Origin of the sequence: Micromonospora endophytica (genome assembly GCF_003236305.1) — a bacterium.
Classification (GTDB): Bacteria; Actinomycetota; Actinomycetes; order Mycobacteriales; family Micromonosporaceae; genus Micromonospora; species Micromonospora endophytica.
The window spans coordinates 1-18,002 of the sequence record NZ_POTX01000118.1; the positions used below are offsets into that span (position 1 = coordinate 1).

The following is an 18,002-nucleotide window of genomic DNA, read 5'->3' on the forward strand; positions in this document are numbered from 1 at the left end:
CCTGGGGGTGGGTGGTGCGGGCCCACTCCAGCGCCCGCGGGTTCACGTCCGTCGCGACCACCTCGGCGCCGTCGTCGAGCAGGTGACCGACGAGATATTTACCGACCTTGCCCAGCCCGGCCACGCCGACCCGCCTGCCGTGCAGCGTCGGTACGCCCCAGACCTGCTCGGCTGCCGCCCGCATGCCCTGGAACACGCCCCAGGCGGTCAGGATCGAGGAGTCACCCGCCCCGCCGTGCTCGACGCTGCGGCCGGTGACGTAGCGGGTCTCGCGGGCGATCACGTCCATGTCCGGCACGTAGGTGCCGACATCGCAGGCGGTGTAGTACCGACCGCCCAACGACTGCACGAAGCGGCCGTACGCGCGCAGCAGCGCCTCGCTCTTGATCTGCTCCGGGTCACCCCAGATGACCGCCTTGCCGCCACCCAGGTCCAGGCCCGCGAGGGCGTTCTTGTACGCCATGCCCCGCGACAGGTCGAGCACATCGGCGAGGGCCGCCTCCTCGCTCGCGTACGGGTAGAAGCGGGTGCCGCCGAGCGCGGGGCCCAGCGCGGTGGAGTAGATACCGATGATCGCCTTCAGGCCGGTCTGCTTGTCCTGGCAGAACACGACCTGCTCATGGCCGGTGGCGTCGGGGTCGTCGGTGCTGGCGAATACGCCCATGACTGTGGCTCCTGTGTCGGCGGGCGTCCTTGTGGGACGCGGACCTGGTGTACGCCGGCGGGGATGCTGCCGGTGTTGCGAGCCTAGTATCGGCCGCCCGTACCCCGCCCGACCCCGATGGCGCTGTCCCGTCCTGCGGGCGCTCCGCTCGGCCGTGATGACGCCGAGCAACGCTCGGCTTGCGGTTCGTGGGAGGATCGCGCCGTGCCGTCGCTTTTCGCTTCATACCTGCGCGTGTACGAGCCGCTGACCGCCTTCGACCGGGACCGTCAGTCGTACTGGCGGCGCTACGTCGAGCAGGGGCGGGCGGTGGCGCCGGTGGAAGGCCCCGGCCGGCAGCGCAGTTCGGTGATCGAGGCGCTGGGTGCCGGCTGGACCCGGCTGCCCGATCTGCCGGACGAGGCGTACGTGCTGGAGACGGACGAGACGCTGCTGGTCTGCCCCTGGAACCTGCGGATCCGGGTGGCTGAGGCGGCGTTGAGCGCCCGGGACGGAGTGCCTCCCGTGCTGGCCGACGCGTTCGTGCCGCCGGTGCTCGCCGGCCAGGCGAAAGCGGTGGTGGAGGACTGGCGCAGCGGTGCCCGGGTGCTGGAGCACGGTGTGCCGAGGGTGCACGAGCAGATCGCGACCTGGGGCGTACCGCTGCGGTGGTTCGTGCTGTTCGAGCCGGACGAACGGCACCACGTCACCGCGCCGGACCGGCGTGCGCTGCGGTTCCGGACGGAGATCTCCAAGGCGCGCCGCCGCTCGTCGCGGGCCCTGGCGGTGCTGCGCAAGTCGGTGGGTGAGGCGCCGATCACCGAGGCGGTGGAGGAGGCCGCCCGCTGGCTGGAGGAGTTCCATCCGCGCTCGGTGGTCGAGTTGGACTACGGCGGGCTGGTCGAGCTGCTCTCGGACGAGACGCTCGCCGAGGACGACTCACCGGAACTGGTCGCGGCGGGGTTGGCCGGCCTTTCCCGCGGCGAGGCGGAGGAGGCGTCCACCGCCTACGACAAGCTGGTGGCCCGCTGGCGCGCCGTGCAACTTCTGGAGCGCTGCAACTAAGAGCTTCCGGGTCGGCTGACAGATCACCGACAGGACGTGACGCGGCAAACATTACCGGACGCGGTTGGTGATCCCCTTTTGTCCTGTTTACGTACGGTAACGTGAAGAGACTTCGTAGTTGATGCATCACGAACCGTGATCATGAGTCCGAATAAGGTGGATTCTGGTGTGTAAAAGTCGTATAAATCGGGCATGGTTCATCCGTCCGTCTAGGGACGTTCGGCCGTTCGGCCCATGTCGGACATCGGGGACTAGCCGGACCATGGGAGACGCGTCGGCCGGCGGGACCCCGGCCGATGTCTATACATGTGGAGGAGTGACCGATGGCATCGTGAACGCACGAACCAGAGCCGCTGCTCACACCGGCCGAGGTGGCGTCGATGTTCCGTGTCGACCCGAAGACGGTGACCCGGTGGGCGAAGGCTGGCAAGCTCAGCGCCATCCGGACCCTCGGTGGCCACCGTCGTTACCGGGAATCTGAGGTCAGGGCGCTGTTGCAGGGTCAGATCCCGCAGCAACGCCAAGGCGACTGACGGGGGCGCATAGCAGGCTTCGAAGGGCGGCGGATCCAATCCGCCGCCCTTCGTCATGCCCGGGTGTCACTATTCAGTCAACTCGATCCGGATCCCCACCGTGCCGGCCTCGCCGCGGCGCAGCCGGCTGCCGAGCAGCGTCAGCCGGCCGATCATCCGGTACTTCTGCTTGATGAGTCCGCGGATCCGGTTTGTCGCTCCGGGGTCGTACAGGCTCGCTCGGGCCGGCACCGCCTCACCGTGCGGCCGGCCGCGTACGTCGCAGGGTGCCACTGTCACGTCGCCACTGCGCCGGATTCGCTTCACCTTGCCGGCGTCGGACACCGTCCAGACGGCCAGGGCATCGCCGTCTCGAACCGCCCAGACCGGGGTCGGTACCGCCCGGCCGTCTTTTCGGAAGGTCGTGAGGAGAATGTACTTCTCCGCCGCGAGCCGATCCAACGTGGTCATCCGCCCAGGATACGGGTGCCGGCTCCGAGCAGACAGCCGGATAACGTGGCGAATGTGACGGGACAACCACGGATCGGTGACGTCTTCGGGGAACTGCTGCGCGACGCGATGGCCGTGGCCACCGGGGTCGGCCCTCGGCCACTGGCCGGCGGGCGTCTGCCCCGTCCGGTCATCGAGGTGATCGAGCGGGACGACGGGCTGATCAACGGCGCTCCGGCAGCGCACTACCTGGACGGGCCAGCGGACTGGCAGCCGCACGACCACCGAGCGGTGGACCGGGTACGCGGCGACACCCTGGACATCGGCGTCGGCGCCGGCCGGATCGCACTGCTGCTTCAGGAGCGCGAGGTGCCGGTCACCGGGCTGGACGTCTCACCCGGTGCGCTCGCGGTGTGCCGCCGCCGGGGCGTACGCGACCTCGTGCACGGCACTGTCGACGAGCACGCGGCGAGCGGACGGCGCTATGACACCTTCCTGCTGCTCGGCAACAACCTGGGGCTGATCGAGGGCCGGGAACGCGCTCCCGCCTTCCTGGCCGCCCTCGCCGCGATGGCCCGCCCCGGGGCGCAGGTGATCGCGCACGGCACCGATCCGTACGGCACCCGCGATCCCGTACACACCGGCTATCACGAGTACAACCGTCGACGCGGCCGGCTCGGTGGGCAGCTGCGGCTGCGCCTGCGTTACCGCGAACTGGGTACGCCCTGGTTCGACTACCTGGTCTGCTCGCCCGAGGAACTGGCCGGCCTGGTGCACGGCACCGCCTGGCGACTGGTTGACGTGGACGACCGGGACGCGCCCTACTACCTCGCCACGCTCCGCCTGTCCGCCTGACGTGCCGCCCGCCCCCGCGCCGACGTGCCTGGCGTCCCGCGGCCGTCTGGCGTCTGGCATTTGTTAATAGGGGCCCCCTGCTCTACCGGAGGCGTTAACAGGGGGCCCCTCCTTACACCTCAGACCTGGACGGTCGGGGGAAGCTGCTCGGGCGGGAGGCCGCCGTCGCCGTCGACGATCTCGTCGGGCTGGCCGTCCTCGTCGAGGTCGACCATCGTGACGTCCACCTTGCCGTCGCCGTCGGTGTCGAACTGGAACAGGTCGGCCTTGCCGTCGCCGTCGGTGTCGACCACCCAGACGTCGGTACGGCCGTCGTTGTTGGTGTCGGCACGCAGCAGGTCGATGCGCTCGTCGCCGCGAGTCTCGACGGTCTCCTCGGTACCCGCGTGGCCCGCGGTCTCCGGTGCCTGGCTCATCTGCTCGTCCTTCCCTTGGTTGTCGGCGATCATTTACCCGACCTCGCCCGCCCCCACGCATGGGCCGTGGCCGGTGCTGCATAAGGTCGCACGTATGACTGAGCGGAGCGTACGGGCTGGCTCCGGCGTGGCGGCGATCCCGCACGCCAGCGGCGTCAGCGAGCGGGAAAACGTCACTGTGCGGTGGTGTCACCATGACTGAGCGGTTCGTCGTGGTCGGGGCCGGCACCATGGGCCTCGGGATCGCGTACGTGGCGGCGGAGGCCGGACATCTGGTGGAACTGGTCGAGGTGGACCGCGCCCGTGGCGACGCGGCCGTGGCCCGGCTCGCGCAGTTGTGGGAGGGCGCCGTGCGGCGCGGCAAGGCGACCGCCGAGCAGGCCACCGCAAGCCGGCAGCGGGTCACCCTGCGGGCGGGTCTCGCCGAGGTGGCGGCGGAGCCGGACGTGATCGTGGAGGCGGTGCCGGAACGACTCGACCTGAAGCGGGCGGTGCTGATCGAGGCGGAGGCGCTGCGGCCGCTGCTGCTCGGCAGCAACACCTCAAGCATCCCCATCACCGAGCTCGCCGACGGTTTGACACGACCGGAACGCTTCTGCGGGCTGCACTTCTTCAACCCGGTCTGGGCCATGACGCTGCTGGAGATCGTGGTTGGGCCGGCCACCGCAGCGGAGACCACCGACGCGGCCCGCACGCTCGCCGCCCGGCTGGGCAAGGACCCCGTCGTGGTACGCGACATGCCCGGTTTCGCCACCTCGCGACTCGGGGTGGCCCTCGGGCTGGAGGCGATCCGGATGGTGGCCGACGGGGTGGCCAGCCCCGCCGACATCGACAAGGCGATGGCGCTCGGCTACCGGCACCCGGTCGGGCCGTTGGAACTGACCGACCTGGTCGGCCTGGACGTCCGCCTCGACATCGCCCGTACCCTCCAGGCCGCGTACGGGGACCGGTTCGCGCCGCCGTCGCTGCTTGTCGAGATGGTGGCCGCGGGCCGGCTGGGCAAGAAGTCCGGACAGGGTTTCTACAGTTGGGCCGACGGGGTCCGCGCGGGCGGCATCGAGTCGCCCGAGCCGGGGGCGGTGCGATGAGCACCGGGCTGCGAATCGAGGAGCGCGCGGACCGGCTGGTGGTGACCCTGGACCGGCCGGAGAAGCGCAACGCCATCGACGCCGACCTGATCGCCGCGTTGCACGACGTCTGCGCCGAGTTGGAGGCCCGCCCCCGGATGCTGTTGTTGACCGGGGGGACCGACGGGATCTTCGCCGGGGGCGCCGACATCGGCCAGTTGCGTGAGCGGGGCCGGTTGGACGCGCTCGCCGCGATCAACATGGCCGCCTTCGCCCGGATCCGGGCGTTGCCGATGCCGACCGTGGCGGCCGTCGACGGGCCGGCGCTGGGCGGCGGCGCCGAGTTGGCGTACGCCTGTGATCTGCGGGTGTGCACGGAGCGCGCGGTCTTCGGGCAGCCCGAGGTGCGACTGGGCATCCTGGCTGGTGCCGGTGCGACCCACCGGCTGCCGGCGCTGGTCGGTGAGGCCCGCGCCAAGGAACTGCTGTTCACCGGGCGGCGGGTGGATGCCGCGGAGGCGCTACGAATCGGCCTGGTGAACCAGGTGGTGGCGGCACCGGAGGCGCTGCTGCCGGCGGCACACGAGTTCATTGACGAGATGGCCAAGGGATCGGCGTTGGCGCTGCGGCTGACCAAACTCGCCGTGGACGCGCCAGCCGCCGCACACCCGCAGCTGGACCTGGTGAGTCAGGCGGTGCTCTTCGAGGACGAGGAGAAGCACCACCGGATGACCGAGTTTCTGGAGCGGCGGCGCGGGCGCTGACCGGGCCCGGCAACACCACGACGGCCGCACCGTGTCCGGTGCGGCCGTCGGGCGATGGTCAGCGGTTCAGCGCCGCCAGCGGTACGTCAGCGTCCGCGAGCGCCCGGACCACGGCGGCGGACTCACCGAAGCCGATGATCAGGACGGCGTCCGCGCCGAACTCCTTGATCTGCTTGGCGCCGTCGCTGAAGTTGATCGGTGGGGCCTCGGCACCCTCACCGGGCTCGTAGCTGAGCAACTTCACCTTGTCGCCGCCGAAACCGGCCCGCTCCAACTCGGAGCGGACGACGTCCTGGAGGCCCTCGCCGTAGGAATCCTTACGGGCCACGATCGCGATCTTCTGCGGACCGTCCCGGAGGATGACGTCGGCCAGCGCCCGGCCCTGGAGACTGTCCGGCGGGGCGGTACGGAAGTAGAGGCCGTTGTCGTCCGCGTTGGTCAGGCTGGCTGCGGTGTTCGACGGGGAGAACAGGATCCGTCCGCCCTGGACCACGTCCTCCAGCACGGCGGCGGAGATGCCCGAGCCACCCGCGCCGATGATCACGTGAACGCCGGCATCGATGTGGCGGGCCACCGTGGCCTTGGCGACAGTGGGGTTGGTGCCGTCATCACCGTCGACCCAGACCACGTCCTCGCCGAGCACCCCACCGGCGTCGTTGATCTCCTTGATCGCCAGCGCGGTACCGGCGGCCAGCGGCGGGTAGGCCAGCGCCAGGTCACCCGTCTTGGGCAGCAGTCCGCCGATGACCAGCGGGCCGTTGCCGGCACCGGCCGGACGGTTCACCCTCGGCGGCGCCTTGCTGCTCGCCGCCGACTCGTCGCCGGCGCCGACGAACTCCGTCTTGGCGTCGTTGAGCCGCTCACCGTCGAAGTGCAGCGTCGCGTAGCTGGCGGTGGCCGGCTCACCGGCGTCGGTGAAACCGGCGCGGGTGATCGAGACACTGCGGTACTCGATGTCCCTGCCGTCGCGGATGAGCCGCAGACACTGGGCCGGGCTGCCACAACTGGTGCCGTCGTTGGTGACGCCGACGATCTGCTTCGCGATGGCCGCCGGATCGGTGGTGCCGGCGATCTCCGCCGCGAGGGTGCTGATCACCACCGCGTCGTACGCCTCGGCGGCGTAGAGGAAGCCGTCAAGCTGCGGATCGACAGACAGTAGCCGCTTCTTGAAGTCCTCGGGCAGCGGTGTGAGGGGCGTGGTGCCCTTCATGCCGTCCACCAGACTGGCACGATCCTCCAACTCGTCCGCGTACGAATTGGACATGTTGCCGTCGGTGCCGTAGAGGCGCACCTGTTGGGTGGTCGCCTCCTCGGCCTGGTCGTCCCCGCAGGCGCTGGTGGCAAGCAGGAGCGCTGCGCAGGCAGCCAGAGCGGCCGTCCGCGAGCCGCGTGACATGTGCATTGTCGTCCTTCCTCCGGCGAAGGTCCGCTGCGCAGACTAGCGTGCCGCGCCGGTCAACGGGACCATGGAGGTCCGGCTATCCGCAGGTCGCCTCTGATATGCACGGAGAGTAGTCATCTGTCGCTTCTTGACCGGCAGCCCTACTGTGCGGTGGGTGACCGACTCGCCACAGCAAATGCTCGACGACGCCAATGCCATTCTCCGTTCGGCGCTCGACGGGGACTCCGAGGCGGTGACGGGGACCTTCGACGCGGTGGTCGATCGGGACGGCCTCGCCGGCGCGTACGGTGTGGCATGGTGCCTGGCCGCGACGATGGTCGGCGATCCGGTGCCGTCGGGAACCTGTGCGCTCGATTTTCCCGGCATCGAGCAGGCGGAGTACGACGCCCGCTGGGTGGCCCGCTTCGTCAGCGCGTACGCCAACGCCGACCTCGACACCGCTGAGGCGCTGTTCGGTGCGGCGGCGGCCGACGGGCTGCTGCCCGAATGCCTGCTCACCCTCGCTGGTTCGGCAGTGGCCACGCTGCGGCACCGGGCCAGCTGATCAGCATCCCCGCGGATGTGGCCCCTATCGGCCCGGAACGGCCTCATGTCAGGCGGTCGGTCACCGTGGCGGCGAAGCGGGACAGCAGCTCGTGCCAGCCGGCGGTCAACGCCTCCCGGTAGCCTTCGGCAGCCTCGCCGTGCCTGTCGAAGTGCCGGTGCGTGACCTCGACCAGGGTGCCGGAACCTGCCGAGGTGAAGAGCACCTCGACCTCGCTGGCCCGCGCCGGGTCCGGCACCGGGACGCGGTCCGCCCCGATCTGCCAGGTGAAGACCAGGCGGCGAGGCGGATCCCAGATGACGACGCGACCCCAGTCGTTGCGGAACCCGTAGGGACCGATCTCGTAGAGCATCCCGCCGGCTCGGGGCTCCATGCCCAGCTCGGCGAGCGCACCCGGCCCGGACCAGGTGTATTCCGTCACCCACCAGTCGGCGATGTTCCCGGTGAACACCTCATAGGCCCGCTCGGCGGGGGTGGGAACCAGCAGGGTGCTGCGAAGGGCGAACCGGTCATGATCCTGCGTGACTTCCGTCGCATCGGCCATCCCGTGTCCCATAGGCCCGGACCATACCGGCTCATGCCCGCATGCGCAGCTCACGCCAGTACTACCCGATGGGGCAAACAAAAGCGCTGACCGGCGATACGCTGGTCAGCGCTTTGTAAAGCCCGGCGAAAGGCTATGTGGCCAGGGGCGGGGTCGAACCGCCGACCTTCCGATTTTCAGTCGGACGCTCGTACCAACTGAGCTACCTGGCCGTGGTGCTCGGCTCATGCTACCCGGAGGGCGGGACCACCGCCGCGAGGGTCGCATTCCCCGATACGCGGAACGCCGCGCATGGCGCGGCGTCAGCGCTTGCGGTCCTGACGGGACTTGAACCCGCGACCTCCGCCTTGACAGGGCGGCGAGCACTCCAACTGCTCCACAGGACCCAGCTCGTGTTGCATCCGGCCGAAGCCGGACCGTGCCCCCAACGGGATTCGAACCCGTGCTACCGCCTTGAAAGGGCGGCGTCCTGGGCCGCTAGACGATGAGGGCGGCCCCGCCATCATTGCACACTCGCAACGTTGTGCGGACTTGCTCCCATCCGGCCCCGCCGGAGGCTTCGAAAGCATACGTGATGTCTCACCGGACGACCAAACCGGTATGGCCGCAGCGGCAACGGGCCGAGAAAGAGCAGGTCAGGCGGGAGTCAGCGGAGACGCACGATGCCATGGTCGCGTTTCAGCGCAGTGATCACCCGGGAACAGGCGGCGAGGGTGGCGGCCCGGTCACCGCCGCCGTCGTGCAGCAGGACGACCGCTCCGGGCTTGGCGGTGCGCTTGACCCGTTTCGCGATGGTCGCGGCGGTCGGCTTGGCCCAGTCCTGTGGGTCGACCGTCCAGTGCAGCGACCGCATGTCGAGCTTCCGGGCCACCTTCACCACCTCGGCGGTCCACCGGCCGCCGGGCTGGCGGTAGAACGGCACCTCCGCGTCCGGCACTGCCCGCCGGATCTCCTTGTTCGTCCGGACCAGGTCGGCACGGATCTCGGCGATCGGTCGACGGGCCAGGTCGAGGTCGTGGTTCCAGCTGTGGTTGCAGAGCTGATGGCCCTCCCGGACGATCCGACGGACCAGTTCAGGGTGCTTGCGGACCTGGGTCCCCACCACGCAGAAGGTGGCGGTGACCTTGGCCTTCTTCAGCCGGTCCAGCACCTTCGGGGTCCAGGCCGGGTCCGGCCCGTCGTCGAAGGTGAGAGCGACCTTGGCGTTTCCGGTGGTCCGGACCAGACCCGCCGGCAGCTTGGCCGGCAGCGCCCGTAGGCGCGGTTTGGGCGGTGTGGTGCGGGTCGGGGCCGGCGTCGCCTGCGGTGGCAGTGCGGCCGAGGGGGGCGGGCTCGCCGGAGGGCTGGTGTCGGGCGGGCCCGTGCCGGCGCAGCCGGACACCAGCAGCACGGCCAGGCCGGTGGCGCAGGCGAGCAGGAGACGTGAACGCATCGTTCGCTCCCGAGGGGTCGGGGTAGGCGTACCCCTCGACGCTAGTTGCCCGGTTTCACCGGCATCCACGGCGGGTCAGGGCCCGAACGCCCTGCGTACCGCGGCACCTTGGCGCGGGGGCCGGTGGTGGGCCAGTTCGTGCGCCGGGACGGATCAGGAGGCGGCCGAGCGGTCCAGCGAGTCGCGTACGGCGACAGCGAGCGAGAGCGCCTCGGCCAGGTCGACCGGGCGGACCACTCCGGCGGGCAGGTTGTCGGCCTGCCAACCCGGCCCGGCGGCCAGCACCAGCAGTGGGCGGCGTGGCGCGGTGAGCAGGGCGGTGAGCTGGGACGCGTCAGCGGTGAACCGGAGATGTGACCAGACCACCACGGCGGCCGGCCCGGTCCGGTCGATGGCGTCCAGCAGGGCGGTCACCGGCACCCGGGCACCGAGCATCCGGTGGTTGACACCGGCCTCCGCGAGGGCGGCGGCCAGCGCCTCCAGGGGCAGGCTGTGCTGTTCCTCGTCGGCACAGGAGAGCAGGATGCGAGGCGGCCCGGCGGGAGCCGGGCGAGCCGTCACGATGGCGGCGAACGCCGCCGACACGCACCGGGACAGCAGGTGCTCGACCTCGATCAGGGAACCGGTCGCGGCGTGCCGTTCACCGATGCCGACGAGCACCGGACGGAGCAGCCGGTCCCAGGTGCGGACGACCCCGTCGGTGGCAATGGCCCGGGTAACCGTCTCAGTGATCGCGAGGGCGTCCAGTCGCATCGCGGCGCGGGCCAGACCGCGGGCCGCCGGGCCGGCGCGACCGACCGGGATCGCCGTGCCACCGCCGTCTCGAAAGCTCCTCGGCCGCGCCCGGACGGCGGTGCCGTCGGGCGGTGTGCCGGGTACCTGCCGCGCCCAGCGGGCCGCCTCCGCCGGGCTGACGCCCTCGGAGGTCAGCCGCAGCATGATCTCCAGCCGGGCCAGGTCGGCAGGGGTGTAGCGCCGGTGGTGCCCGGGCACGTGCTGACTGGGCCCGAGGCCGTACCGCTGATGCCAGGTACGTAGCGTGGTCACTGCCACACCCAGTCGACGGGCGACCGCGCCGGCGCTCAGCGCCTCATCGGCCACCCGACCGCTCCGACGGGTGCAGCAGCCGGTCCAGTACGCCGCCCAGCCAGGGGGCGTACGAATCGGGATCTGTGGTGAGTGTGGTGGCAAGTGTGGCCGGGTCGACCCAACGCAGCTCGGCGACCTCCGTCGGGTCGGGGCGCAACACGGTGTCCGGGCTGAGTTCGCCGCGCAGCACGTGGTCGTACTCCACCTCGACACGCCCGGTGGCTGGATCCTCGGCGCGGTAGACGTAGGCCCCGACCTCGGTCAGTGGCACCGGGCCGGCCCCCAACTCCTCCGCGAGCCGCCGATGCGCGGCCTCGGTGAGCGACTCACCCGGCAGGGGGTGCCCGCAGCAGGAGTTGGCCCAGCGCAGCGGAAACCGGGTCTTCGCCGCCGCGCGGCGTTGAAGCAGCATCCGGCCGTCCGGCGCGACAAGCAGCACGGAGAAGGCGCGGTGCAGCTGACCCGGCGGCCGGTGCGCGGCGGCCACCGTGGTCTCGCCGACGGCGTGACCAGCGTCGTCGACCAACTCGACCAGGTGAGCCTCCCGGGACGGTGGCATCAGTGCCGTCCTCCGTTCGCGACGTCGATGCTGCGCTGGGTGGGACTGCCGGTGTTCACTTGCCTTCCCCGGTCACCCGGCTGGCGGCGAGCTTGCCGGAGATGAGCACCATCGGGACTCCCACGCCGGGCTGGGTGCCCGAGCCGACGAAGACCACGTTGGACAATGATCGATGCATGTTGGACGGCCGGAACGGACCGGTCTGGAAGAGCGTGTGCGCCGAGGCGAACGGGGTGCCGGCGGCCATGCCCTGCTCCGCCCACTCGGCCGGGGTGACCGCCCGGAGCACCTCGACGCCCGCGCCGAAGCCGAGGTAGCCGCGCTGCTCCAGGGTGTTGATGAGTTGGTCGGTGTAACGCTGGGTGAGGTCGCCACGCCAGTCGAACGGCGCCCGGTCCAGGTTGGGGACCGGGGCGAGCACGTAGTAGGTGTGCCGGTCGGCGGGCGCCACCGCCGGGTCTGTCCGGCTCGGGTTGGTGACCAGCAGGGACGGGTCGGTCATCAGCTCACCGCGCCGGATCACCTCGTCAAAGGTGCCCTTCCAGGCCCGCCCGAAGTGGATGTTGTGGTGGGCGATGCGACGGTACCCCTGGGTCGAGCCGACGTGTAGCACGACGCAGGACGGCGAGTAGGTCAACCGGCGCGGACGCGACGGTGGGAGCAGGTCACGGTAGGCCACCGGCAGGTCGGGGTTGAGCACCACGACGTCCGCCGGGACGAACTCGCCGTCGGCGGTCAGCACGCCGGTGGCCCGGCCGTTCGCGGTCACCACCTGGGTGACAGTGGTGCCGTACCGGATCTGCACGCCGTGCTTCTCGGCGGCACCGGCCAGGCCCCGGGAGACCGCGTGGATCCCGCCGCGCGGGAAGTAGACCCCGGCCACCGAGTCGAGATACGCGATCACCGCGTAGATCGCCAACGCGTCGTGCGGGGCGAGGCCGGCGTACATGGCCTGGAAGGAGAAGATCCGCCGGGTACGTGGGTCCCGGAAGAACTGGTCGATCTTGGTCTGGAGGCGCCGGAAAGCACCGTTGGCCAGCAGCCGGAGCAGGTTGGCGGTGAGCAGGTCGGTGGGGGCGTCGAGGTTGCGCTCGATGAAGTCGGCCCGCTCCAGCCGCCACAGCTCGCGGGCGAAGTCCACGAAACGGAGGTAGCCGTCGGCCTCCTGCGGCCCGCAGACCCGGGAGATCTCCGCCGCCATCCGGGTGGTGTCGGTGAGCACGTCGAGCGTGGAGCCGTCCGGGTAGTAGGCCCGGTAGGCGGGGTCGAGCGGGATCAGGTCGACCCAGTCGGTCAGTTCCTCGCCGACGGCGCCGAGCGCCTCGGCGATCAGGTCGGGCATGGTGAGCACGGTCGGGCCGGTGTCGAACTCGTAGCCGTCGACGCTGAGCCGGCCGGCCCGCCCACCCGGCACCGGCTCACGTTCCAGCAGGGTCACCTGCCGTCCGCTGCCGGCCAGGTGCAGCGCGCAGGCCAGGCCGCCCAGGCCAGCGCCCACGACCACGACCCGGTCCGTACGTCCGTCAACGGTGCGCACCGACGACCACCTTTCTGTTTACGGAGCCCATCATGCCGACCGTCGAGCGGCCGCGGTCGCGAGGCCGACCAGGGCGGTGCGGGCGGTCTCGTCGATGGTGAGAGCGTCCAGCGTCGCCAGCGCGTCCTCGATCCGCTCGTCGATCATCCGTTCGATCCGGTCGACCGCGCCGGTGTCGCGCACCACCTCGGCGAGCTGGGCGACCGCCGACTCGGTGACGTGCGGGCCGGTGCCCGCAAGAGCCCGGCGCTGCGCCGGGCTGGCCAGTTGGCGGGCCAGCATGAGCAGGGCTGTCGGCTTGCCGGTGCGGAGGTCGTCGCCGGCCGGTTTGCCGGTGGTGAGCGGGTCGCCGTAGACGCCGAGCAGGTCGTCGCGGAGCTGGAACGCCTCGCCTACCGAGCGGCCATAGCGGGTGTAGGCGGTGATCACCGTGGCGTCGTCCGCTCCGCACAGGCTGGCACCAAACAACAGCGGCCGCTGGACGGTGTAGCTGGCCGTCTTGTAGCGGGCCACCCGCAGGGCCCGATCCACCGACCAGTTGCTGGGATCGGTCTCGCCGAGGACGTCGAGGTACTGACCGGCGATCGTCTCCACCCGCATCCGGTCGTAGCCGCGCCGGACCTGCATCAGTTGGGGAGCGGGCAGTGCGGTGCGGGCCAGGAGCTGATCTGCCCAGACCATGCAGAGGTCACCGATCAGCACCGCGACCGCCTCGCCGAAGCGGTCGGAGTTGCCGTTGCGGCCGGCGGCGGCGTGTCGGGAGGCCACCGCGACGTGCGCGGTGGGCCGGCCCCGCCGGAGGGCGGAGGCGTCCATCACGTCGTCGTGCACCAGCGCGAAGGTGTGCAGCAGCTCCAACGTGGCCAGCGCGGGCAGCACCGGATCGACCGGCTGGTCGGCGCCGACCACCCCACGCCAGCCCCAGTACGCGAAGGTCGAGCGGACCCGTTTGCCGCCGGCCAGAACGCAGTCGCGGGCCGTGGCGGCGAAATCACCCATAGCTGCGTCGATTTCGCGTAACGAATCGACCTCGGGAGTCAGGAACTCGGCCAGGATCCGGTCGATGGCTGTGCCGAGGTCTCGGGTGTAAGCGGCCAGAACGGCCTGAATCGGATCATCTTCGTCGATCGATTGATCAGGCGCCACGCGAAGCAGGTTACCCGTTAGTTCGTCGTTGGCCATGGGGCTGAGCGTACCCTAAGGTTGCAAGTTGCGTCGATTGGTGCGTCGATTTACCGGGAGGGGCCATGGAACAGGATCTCGCCGCCGCCTACGGAAGATGTCGTGAGCTGCACAAACGTCATGGCCGTACCTACTATCTCGCCACCCGCCTGCTGCCCGCTTGGAAACGGCGGCATGTGCACGCTTTATATGGATTCACTCGGTACGCCGACGAGATCGTCGATCAGACCGAGGCCCTGCCGCCGGCCGAACGCGCCGCCCAGCTCGACGACTGGGGTGGGCGGTTCGTCGCCGGGCTGCACGGCGAACCGGTCGACGACCCGCTGCTGCCCGCGGTGCTGCACACCATCGCCGTCTTCGACCTGGACCGGGAGGACTTCGCCACGTTCCTCAAGAGCATGACGATGGACCTGACCGTGTCGTCGTACCGCAGCTATGGCCAGCTGGTCGACTACATGGAGGGGTCCGCGGCGGTCATCGGCACCATGATGCTGCCCATCCTGGGCAGCTCCGACCCGTCGGCGGCCCGCGAGCCGGCCCGCCAGCTCGGCTTCGCGTTCCAGCTCACGAACTTCATCCGGGACGTCGCCGAAGACCTGGACCGGGGCCGGACGTACCTGCCCGTCGACGACCTGGCCGCGTTCGGCGTGACAGCGGACGACCTGGCGGCCTGCCGGGCCGCCGGCCGGGCCACCGAGGCGGTACGGGAACTGATCCGGCACGAGGTGGGCCGGGCCCAGGCGCACTACGCCGCCGCGGCACCGGGAGTGACGCTGCTCGACGCCGGTTCACAAGCCTGCATCCGCACCGCGTACGCCCTCTATGGCGGGATTCTCGACGAGGTGGCGGCCCAGGACTACGACGTGTTCGTCAGGCGGGCCACGGTGCCGCAGCGACGCCGGATGGCGGTGGCCAGCCGGGCCCTGCTCACCCCGACCGGCACGCCCGTCGCGTTGCCCGGCCCACCGCTGCCGTGACCGGGCGTACCGGCATCGTGCTCTTCACCCGCGACCTGCGGGTGCACGACCACCCGGCGCTGGCCACCAGCTGCGCCGCCTTCGACCGGGTGGTGCCGCTCTATGTCCTGGACCCGGCGCTGGCGCAGCTGTCGCCCAACCGCACCCGGTTCCTGCACCAGAGCCTCGCCGCGCTGCGGGCCGCACTGCGTGGCCTCGGCGGCGACCTGGTGCTCCGACACGGCGACCCGGTCGCCGAGACCATCCGGCTGGCCGGTGAGGTGGGTGCGGAGGGCATCGCGCTCAGCGCCGACGTCTCGCGGTACGCCGAGCGACGGGCCACCCGGCTCCGCGCCGAATGCGAGCGGCACCGGCTGCACCTGCGGTTCTTCCCCGGGCTCACCGTCGTCGACCCGGGCGCGCTCCGCCCGACCGGCGGCGACCACTATCGGGTGTTCAGCCCATACCACCGGGCCTGGAGCGCACACCGGTGGCGGGACGAACTGGGCCCACCGGCTCGGGTGACGCTACCGGCCCAGGTGCCGGTGGGTCGCCTCCCCGCCGTGCCGGCCGGGGACTCGCCGGAGGCCGTCCCCGGTGGCGAGGACGAGGCGTGGCGTCGGTTGACGACCTGGCTGCCGGCCGTGCCGCACTACGGCGACCGGCACGACGACCTGGCCGGTGACGGCACCTCCCGGCTCAGCCCCTACCTGCGCTTCGGCTGCCTCTCCCCACTGACGGTGGCGAACCGGGCCGACCGCGACTCGCCGTTCGTGCGGCAACTCTGCTGGCGGGACTTCTACCACCAGGTCACCGCCGCCTTCCCGGACATCTCCCGCAGGGCGTACCGGCGGGGCGCCACCGAGCACTGGCGCTATGCCGACGACACGCTCGCCGCGTGGCAGCAGGGACGCACCGGACTGCCCATCGTGGACGCCGGGATGCGGCAGTTGCGGGCACAGGGCTGGCTGCACAACCGGGCCCGGCTGATCACGGCCGGCTACCTGACCAAGACGATGGGCCTGGACTGGCGGGACGGGGTGGCGGTCTACTTCCGCTGGCTGCTGGACGGGGACGTGGCGAACAACTCAGGCAACTGGCAGTGGGTCGCCGGCACCGGCAACGACACCAGGCCGTACCGGGGATTCAACCCGATCCGCCAGGCCGAGCGATACGACCCGGACGGCGCGTACGTGCGGCGCTGGGTGCCGGAACTGGCCACGGTGCCGGGCGCGGCGGTGCACCAGCCGTGGCGCCTGCCGACGGCGCTGCGGCGCACCCTCGACTACCCGTCGCCACTGGAGGTGCCCGGCCCGGAACCGGTCTGGCTGCGCTGACCCTGGACCCGGAAGGCGTGTGGCCGACGGCGGGACGGTACGCGATGCTGTCAGCATGACGGAGCCGGAACTGGTGGACGTGGTCGTGCTCGGGCTCGGGGTCGGCGGCGAGGAGGTGGCCGGGCGACTCGCCGAGGCCGGGCTCAGCGTGGTCGGCATCGAGCGGAACCTGGTCGGCGGGGAGTGCCCGTACTGGGGCTGCATCCCGAGCAAGATGATGATCCGGGCGGCGAACGCGATCGCCGAGGCCCGCCGGGTCGACGGGCTGGCCGGCACCGCGCAGGTCCACCCCGACTGGACGCCGGTGGCGAAACGGATCCGCGACGAGGCCACCGCCAACTGGGACGACACCGCCGCGGTGCGGCGCTTCACCGACAAGGGTGGGCGCTTCGTGCGGGGCAGCGGCCGGTTCGACGGGCCAGCTCGGGTGCGGGTCGGCGAACAGGTGTTCCAGGCCCGGCACGGGATCGTGCTCGGCACCGGCACCAAGGCGACGGTGCCGCCGATCGACGGGCTGGCCGACACGCCGTACTGGACCAACCGCGAGGCCATCGAGGTCGAGGAACTGCCGGAATCGCTGCTGGTGCTGGGCGGTGGCGCGATCGGGCTGGAGCTGGCCCAGGTGTTCGCCCGCTTCGGCGTACGGGTCACGGTGCTGGAAGCGTCGGAACGCGTGCTCCTCGTTGAGGAGCCGGAGGCGTCCGAGGCGGTCGCCGCCGCGTTGCGGGCCGACGGCGTGCAGATCCAGACCCAGGTCAAGGCCGCGCGGATCGAGCACGACGCCGACGGCTTCACCCTGCGCGGGGCCGGCGGCGAGGAGTTCACCGCCGACCGGCTGCTGGTGGCCACCGGACGCCGCGCCCACCTGGACGAGCTGGGACTGGACACGATCGGGGTGGACGCCGGTCGGCGCTACCTCTCGGTCGACGACCGGCTGCACGTCACCGACGGCGTCTGGGCGGTCGGCGACGTGACCGGCGAGGGTGCCTTCACCCACGTGGCCATGTACCAGGCGGCAATCGTCGTCGCCGACGTGCTCGACCACGCCCGGCGCGCCGACCCCGGCGCGGATCCCAGCGGCACCGCCAGCGTGGTGGGCGGCGCGGTCGGCGCGGCCAGCGCGTTGGCGGCCACCGGCGCCAGCGGCTCGGCCGGATCGGTGCCGCGCGCCGACTACCGGGCGCTGCCCCGGGTCACCTTCACCGACCCCGAGATCGGCGCGGTCGGCCTGACCGAGCGGCAGGCCCGGGAACGCGGCATCAACGTGCAGATCGGTTTCTCGAAGCTCTCCTCGAACACCCGGGGCTGGATCCACAAGACCGACGAGGGCGGCTTCATCAAACTGATCGCCGACGCCGATCAGGGCGTCCTGATCGGGGCCACCTCCGCCGGGCCGGCCGGCGGCGAGGTGCTCTCCGGGCTGGTGGTGGCCGTGCACGCGGCGGTCCCGCTGACCCAGCTCCGGCACATGATCTACGCCTACCCCACCTTCCACCGCGCCATCTCCGAAGCCCTCCGCAACCTGCCCTCCTAGCCCGTTACCTCCCCTGCTTTGAGATCTTGGACGATTTCGGCCCTGGGGGCCCTCGGAGGGGCCATTACGTACCAAGGTCGGCGGGGGTGCGGCGGGTAGCGAAGAGGGTGGGAG

Annotated in this window: 19 protein-coding genes and 3 tRNA genes; 9 read left to right on the plus strand and 13 right to left on the minus strand. The window is 71.1% G+C overall.

What is annotated here, in order from left to right; translation table 11 throughout:
• Positions 1 to 664 (minus strand): Glu/Leu/Phe/Val dehydrogenase dimerization domain-containing protein (locus C1I93_RS17615; RefSeq protein ID WP_146603521.1); only part of this gene is annotated, 664 nt, incomplete at its 3' end.
• A 204-nt stretch (positions 665 to 868) separates the two neighbouring features.
• On the opposite strand from C1I93_RS17615, the gene C1I93_RS17620 reads away from it, so the two are divergent.
• A complete protein-coding gene (locus tag C1I93_RS17620; RefSeq protein ID WP_111244386.1) occupies positions 869 to 1,708 on the plus strand; it encodes a DUF8083 family protein in 840 nt (279 codons plus the stop codon).
• A gap of 353 nt (positions 1,709 to 2,061) precedes the next feature.
• Positions 2,062 to 2,241 (plus strand): BldC family transcriptional regulator, encoded by a 180-nt coding sequence (locus tag C1I93_RS17625; RefSeq protein ID WP_223256349.1) that lies wholly within the window; start codon positions 2,062 to 2,064, stop codon positions 2,239 to 2,241.
• A gap of 69 nt (positions 2,242 to 2,310) precedes the next feature.
• On the opposite strand, the gene C1I93_RS17630 is transcribed toward C1I93_RS17625, so the two are convergent.
• Positions 2,311 to 2,691 carry a PPOX class F420-dependent oxidoreductase gene (locus tag C1I93_RS17630; RefSeq protein ID WP_111244387.1) on the minus strand — a complete coding sequence of 127 codons (381 nt, stop codon included), beginning with the start codon at positions 2,689 to 2,691 and terminating at the stop codon, positions 2,311 to 2,313.
• A 54-nt stretch (positions 2,692 to 2,745) separates the two neighbouring features.
• On the opposite strand from C1I93_RS17630, the gene C1I93_RS17635 reads away from it, so the two are divergent.
• Complete coding sequence (locus C1I93_RS17635) at positions 2,746 to 3,525, plus strand: class I SAM-dependent methyltransferase (RefSeq protein ID WP_111244388.1); 780 nt, start codon at positions 2,746 to 2,748, stop codon at positions 3,523 to 3,525.
• Positions 3,526 to 3,644: 119 nt separating this feature from the next.
• Here the strand turns inward: C1I93_RS17635 and C1I93_RS17640 are convergent, their stop codons facing one another.
• A complete protein-coding gene (locus C1I93_RS17640) occupies positions 3,645 to 3,941 on the minus strand; it encodes a hypothetical protein (protein ID WP_111244400.1) in 297 nt (98 codons plus the stop codon).
• Between the two features lie 194 nt (positions 3,942 to 4,135).
• Here C1I93_RS17640 and C1I93_RS17645 point away from each other — a divergent pair, with 194 nt between their 5' ends.
• A complete protein-coding gene (locus C1I93_RS17645) occupies positions 4,136 to 5,029 on the plus strand; it encodes a 3-hydroxyacyl-CoA dehydrogenase family protein (RefSeq protein WP_111244389.1) in 894 nt (297 codons plus the stop codon).
• Entirely contained in the window at positions 5,026 to 5,772 is a 747-nt protein-coding gene (locus C1I93_RS17650; RefSeq protein WP_111244390.1) for an enoyl-CoA hydratase/isomerase family protein, read from the plus strand. Before C1I93_RS17645 ends, C1I93_RS17650 begins: the two co-directional genes overlap by 4 nt.
• A gap of 58 nt (positions 5,773 to 5,830) precedes the next feature.
• Here the strand turns inward: C1I93_RS17650 and C1I93_RS17655 are convergent, their stop codons facing one another.
• On the minus strand, positions 5,831 to 7,174 hold the full coding sequence (locus tag C1I93_RS17655; protein ID WP_111244391.1) for an ABC transporter substrate-binding protein: 1,344 nt from the start codon (positions 7,172 to 7,174) through the stop codon (positions 5,831 to 5,833).
• Between the two features lie 154 nt (positions 7,175 to 7,328).
• Here C1I93_RS17655 and C1I93_RS17660 point away from each other — a divergent pair, with 154 nt between their 5' ends.
• A complete protein-coding gene (locus tag C1I93_RS17660) occupies positions 7,329 to 7,718 on the plus strand; it encodes a hypothetical protein (protein WP_111244401.1) in 390 nt (129 codons plus the stop codon).
• A 43-nt stretch (positions 7,719 to 7,761) separates the two neighbouring features.
• Here the strand turns inward: C1I93_RS17660 and C1I93_RS17665 are convergent, their stop codons facing one another.
• The 9 genes from C1I93_RS17665 to C1I93_RS17705 all read right to left on the minus strand — a co-directional run bounded on the left by C1I93_RS17665 (position 7,762) and on the right by C1I93_RS17705 (position 14,061).
• Positions 7,762 to 8,274, minus strand: coding sequence for an SRPBCC family protein (locus tag C1I93_RS17665; protein WP_111244392.1), 513 nt, complete (start codon positions 8,272 to 8,274; stop codon positions 7,762 to 7,764).
• 126 nt (positions 8,275 to 8,400) lie between these two features.
• Positions 8,401 to 8,474 (minus strand) — tRNA-Phe (locus C1I93_RS17670).
• A gap of 100 nt (positions 8,475 to 8,574) precedes the next feature.
• A tRNA-Asp gene (locus tag C1I93_RS17675) sits at positions 8,575 to 8,648 on the minus strand.
• Between the two features lie 33 nt (positions 8,649 to 8,681).
• Positions 8,682 to 8,754: transfer RNA gene (locus C1I93_RS17680), tRNA-Glu, on the minus strand.
• 154 nt (positions 8,755 to 8,908) lie between these two features.
• Positions 8,909 to 9,694 carry a polysaccharide deacetylase family protein gene (locus C1I93_RS17685; RefSeq protein WP_111244393.1) on the minus strand — a complete coding sequence of 262 codons (786 nt, stop codon included), beginning with the start codon at positions 9,692 to 9,694 and terminating at the stop codon, positions 8,909 to 8,911.
• Between the two features lie 153 nt (positions 9,695 to 9,847).
• Positions 9,848 to 10,795, minus strand: coding sequence for a MerR family transcriptional regulator (locus C1I93_RS17690; protein WP_111244394.1), 948 nt, complete (start codon positions 10,793 to 10,795; stop codon positions 9,848 to 9,850).
• Positions 10,785 to 11,342, minus strand: a complete 558-nt coding sequence (gene idi / locus C1I93_RS17695; RefSeq protein ID WP_111244395.1) for an isopentenyl-diphosphate Delta-isomerase — start codon at positions 11,340 to 11,342, stop codon at positions 10,785 to 10,787. Before idi ends, C1I93_RS17690 begins: the two co-directional genes overlap by 11 nt.
• A gap of 55 nt (positions 11,343 to 11,397) precedes the next feature.
• Positions 11,398 to 12,879, minus strand: coding sequence for a phytoene desaturase family protein (gene crtI / locus C1I93_RS17700; RefSeq protein WP_111244396.1), 1,482 nt, complete (start codon positions 12,877 to 12,879; stop codon positions 11,398 to 11,400).
• 30 nt (positions 12,880 to 12,909) lie between these two features.
• Entirely contained in the window at positions 12,910 to 14,061 is a 1,152-nt protein-coding gene (locus C1I93_RS17705) for a polyprenyl synthetase family protein (protein ID WP_111244397.1), read from the minus strand.
• A 65-nt stretch (positions 14,062 to 14,126) separates the two neighbouring features.
• Between C1I93_RS17705 and C1I93_RS17710 the strand changes: the two genes are divergently transcribed.
• From C1I93_RS17710 to C1I93_RS17720, 3 genes are read left to right on the plus strand one after another with little or no spacing between them, the layout of a single operon-like run.
• Entirely contained in the window at positions 14,127 to 15,038 is a 912-nt protein-coding gene (locus C1I93_RS17710; protein ID WP_111244398.1) for a phytoene/squalene synthase family protein, read from the plus strand.
• Entirely contained in the window at positions 15,035 to 16,354 is a 1,320-nt protein-coding gene (locus tag C1I93_RS17715; protein ID WP_111244399.1) for a cryptochrome/photolyase family protein, read from the plus strand. The genes C1I93_RS17710 and C1I93_RS17715 overlap by 4 nt, the downstream gene beginning before the upstream one ends.
• A gap of 55 nt (positions 16,355 to 16,409) precedes the next feature.
• Positions 16,410 to 17,888 carry a dihydrolipoyl dehydrogenase family protein gene (locus C1I93_RS17720; protein WP_111244402.1) on the plus strand — a complete coding sequence of 493 codons (1,479 nt, stop codon included), beginning with the start codon at positions 16,410 to 16,412 and terminating at the stop codon, positions 17,886 to 17,888.
• Positions 17,889 to 18,002 lie beyond the last annotated feature (114 nt).

Coding starts and splice junctions, on each gene's coding strand:
- C1I93_RS17630 (WP_111244387.1), bottom strand. CDS start 2,691: ATGACCACGTTGGATCGGCTCGCGGCGGAGAAGTACATTCTCCTCACG.
- C1I93_RS17640 (WP_111244400.1), bottom strand. CDS start 3,941: ATGAGCCAGGCACCGGAGACCGCGGGCCACGCGGGTACCGAGGAGACC.
- C1I93_RS17645 (WP_111244389.1), top strand. CDS start 4,136: ATGACTGAGCGGTTCGTCGTGGTCGGGGCCGGCACCATGGGCCTCGGG.
- C1I93_RS17650 (WP_111244390.1), top strand. CDS start 5,026: ATGAGCACCGGGCTGCGAATCGAGGAGCGCGCGGACCGGCTGGTGGTG.
- C1I93_RS17655 (WP_111244391.1), bottom strand. CDS start 7,174: ATGCACATGTCACGCGGCTCGCGGACGGCCGCTCTGGCTGCCTGCGCA.
- C1I93_RS17665 (WP_111244392.1), bottom strand. CDS start 8,274: ATGGGACACGGGATGGCCGATGCGACGGAAGTCACGCAGGATCATGAC.
- C1I93_RS17685 (WP_111244393.1), bottom strand. CDS start 9,694: ATGCGTTCACGTCTCCTGCTCGCCTGCGCCACCGGCCTGGCCGTGCTG.
- idi (WP_111244395.1), bottom strand. CDS start 11,342: ATGCCACCGTCCCGGGAGGCTCACCTGGTCGAGTTGGTCGACGACGCT.
- C1I93_RS17705 (WP_111244397.1), bottom strand. CDS start 14,061: ATGGCCAACGACGAACTAACGGGTAACCTGCTTCGCGTGGCGCCTGAT.
- C1I93_RS17710 (WP_111244398.1), top strand. CDS start 14,127: ATGGAACAGGATCTCGCCGCCGCCTACGGAAGATGTCGTGAGCTGCAC.
- C1I93_RS17720 (WP_111244402.1), top strand. CDS start 16,410: ATGACGGAGCCGGAACTGGTGGACGTGGTCGTGCTCGGGCTCGGGGTC.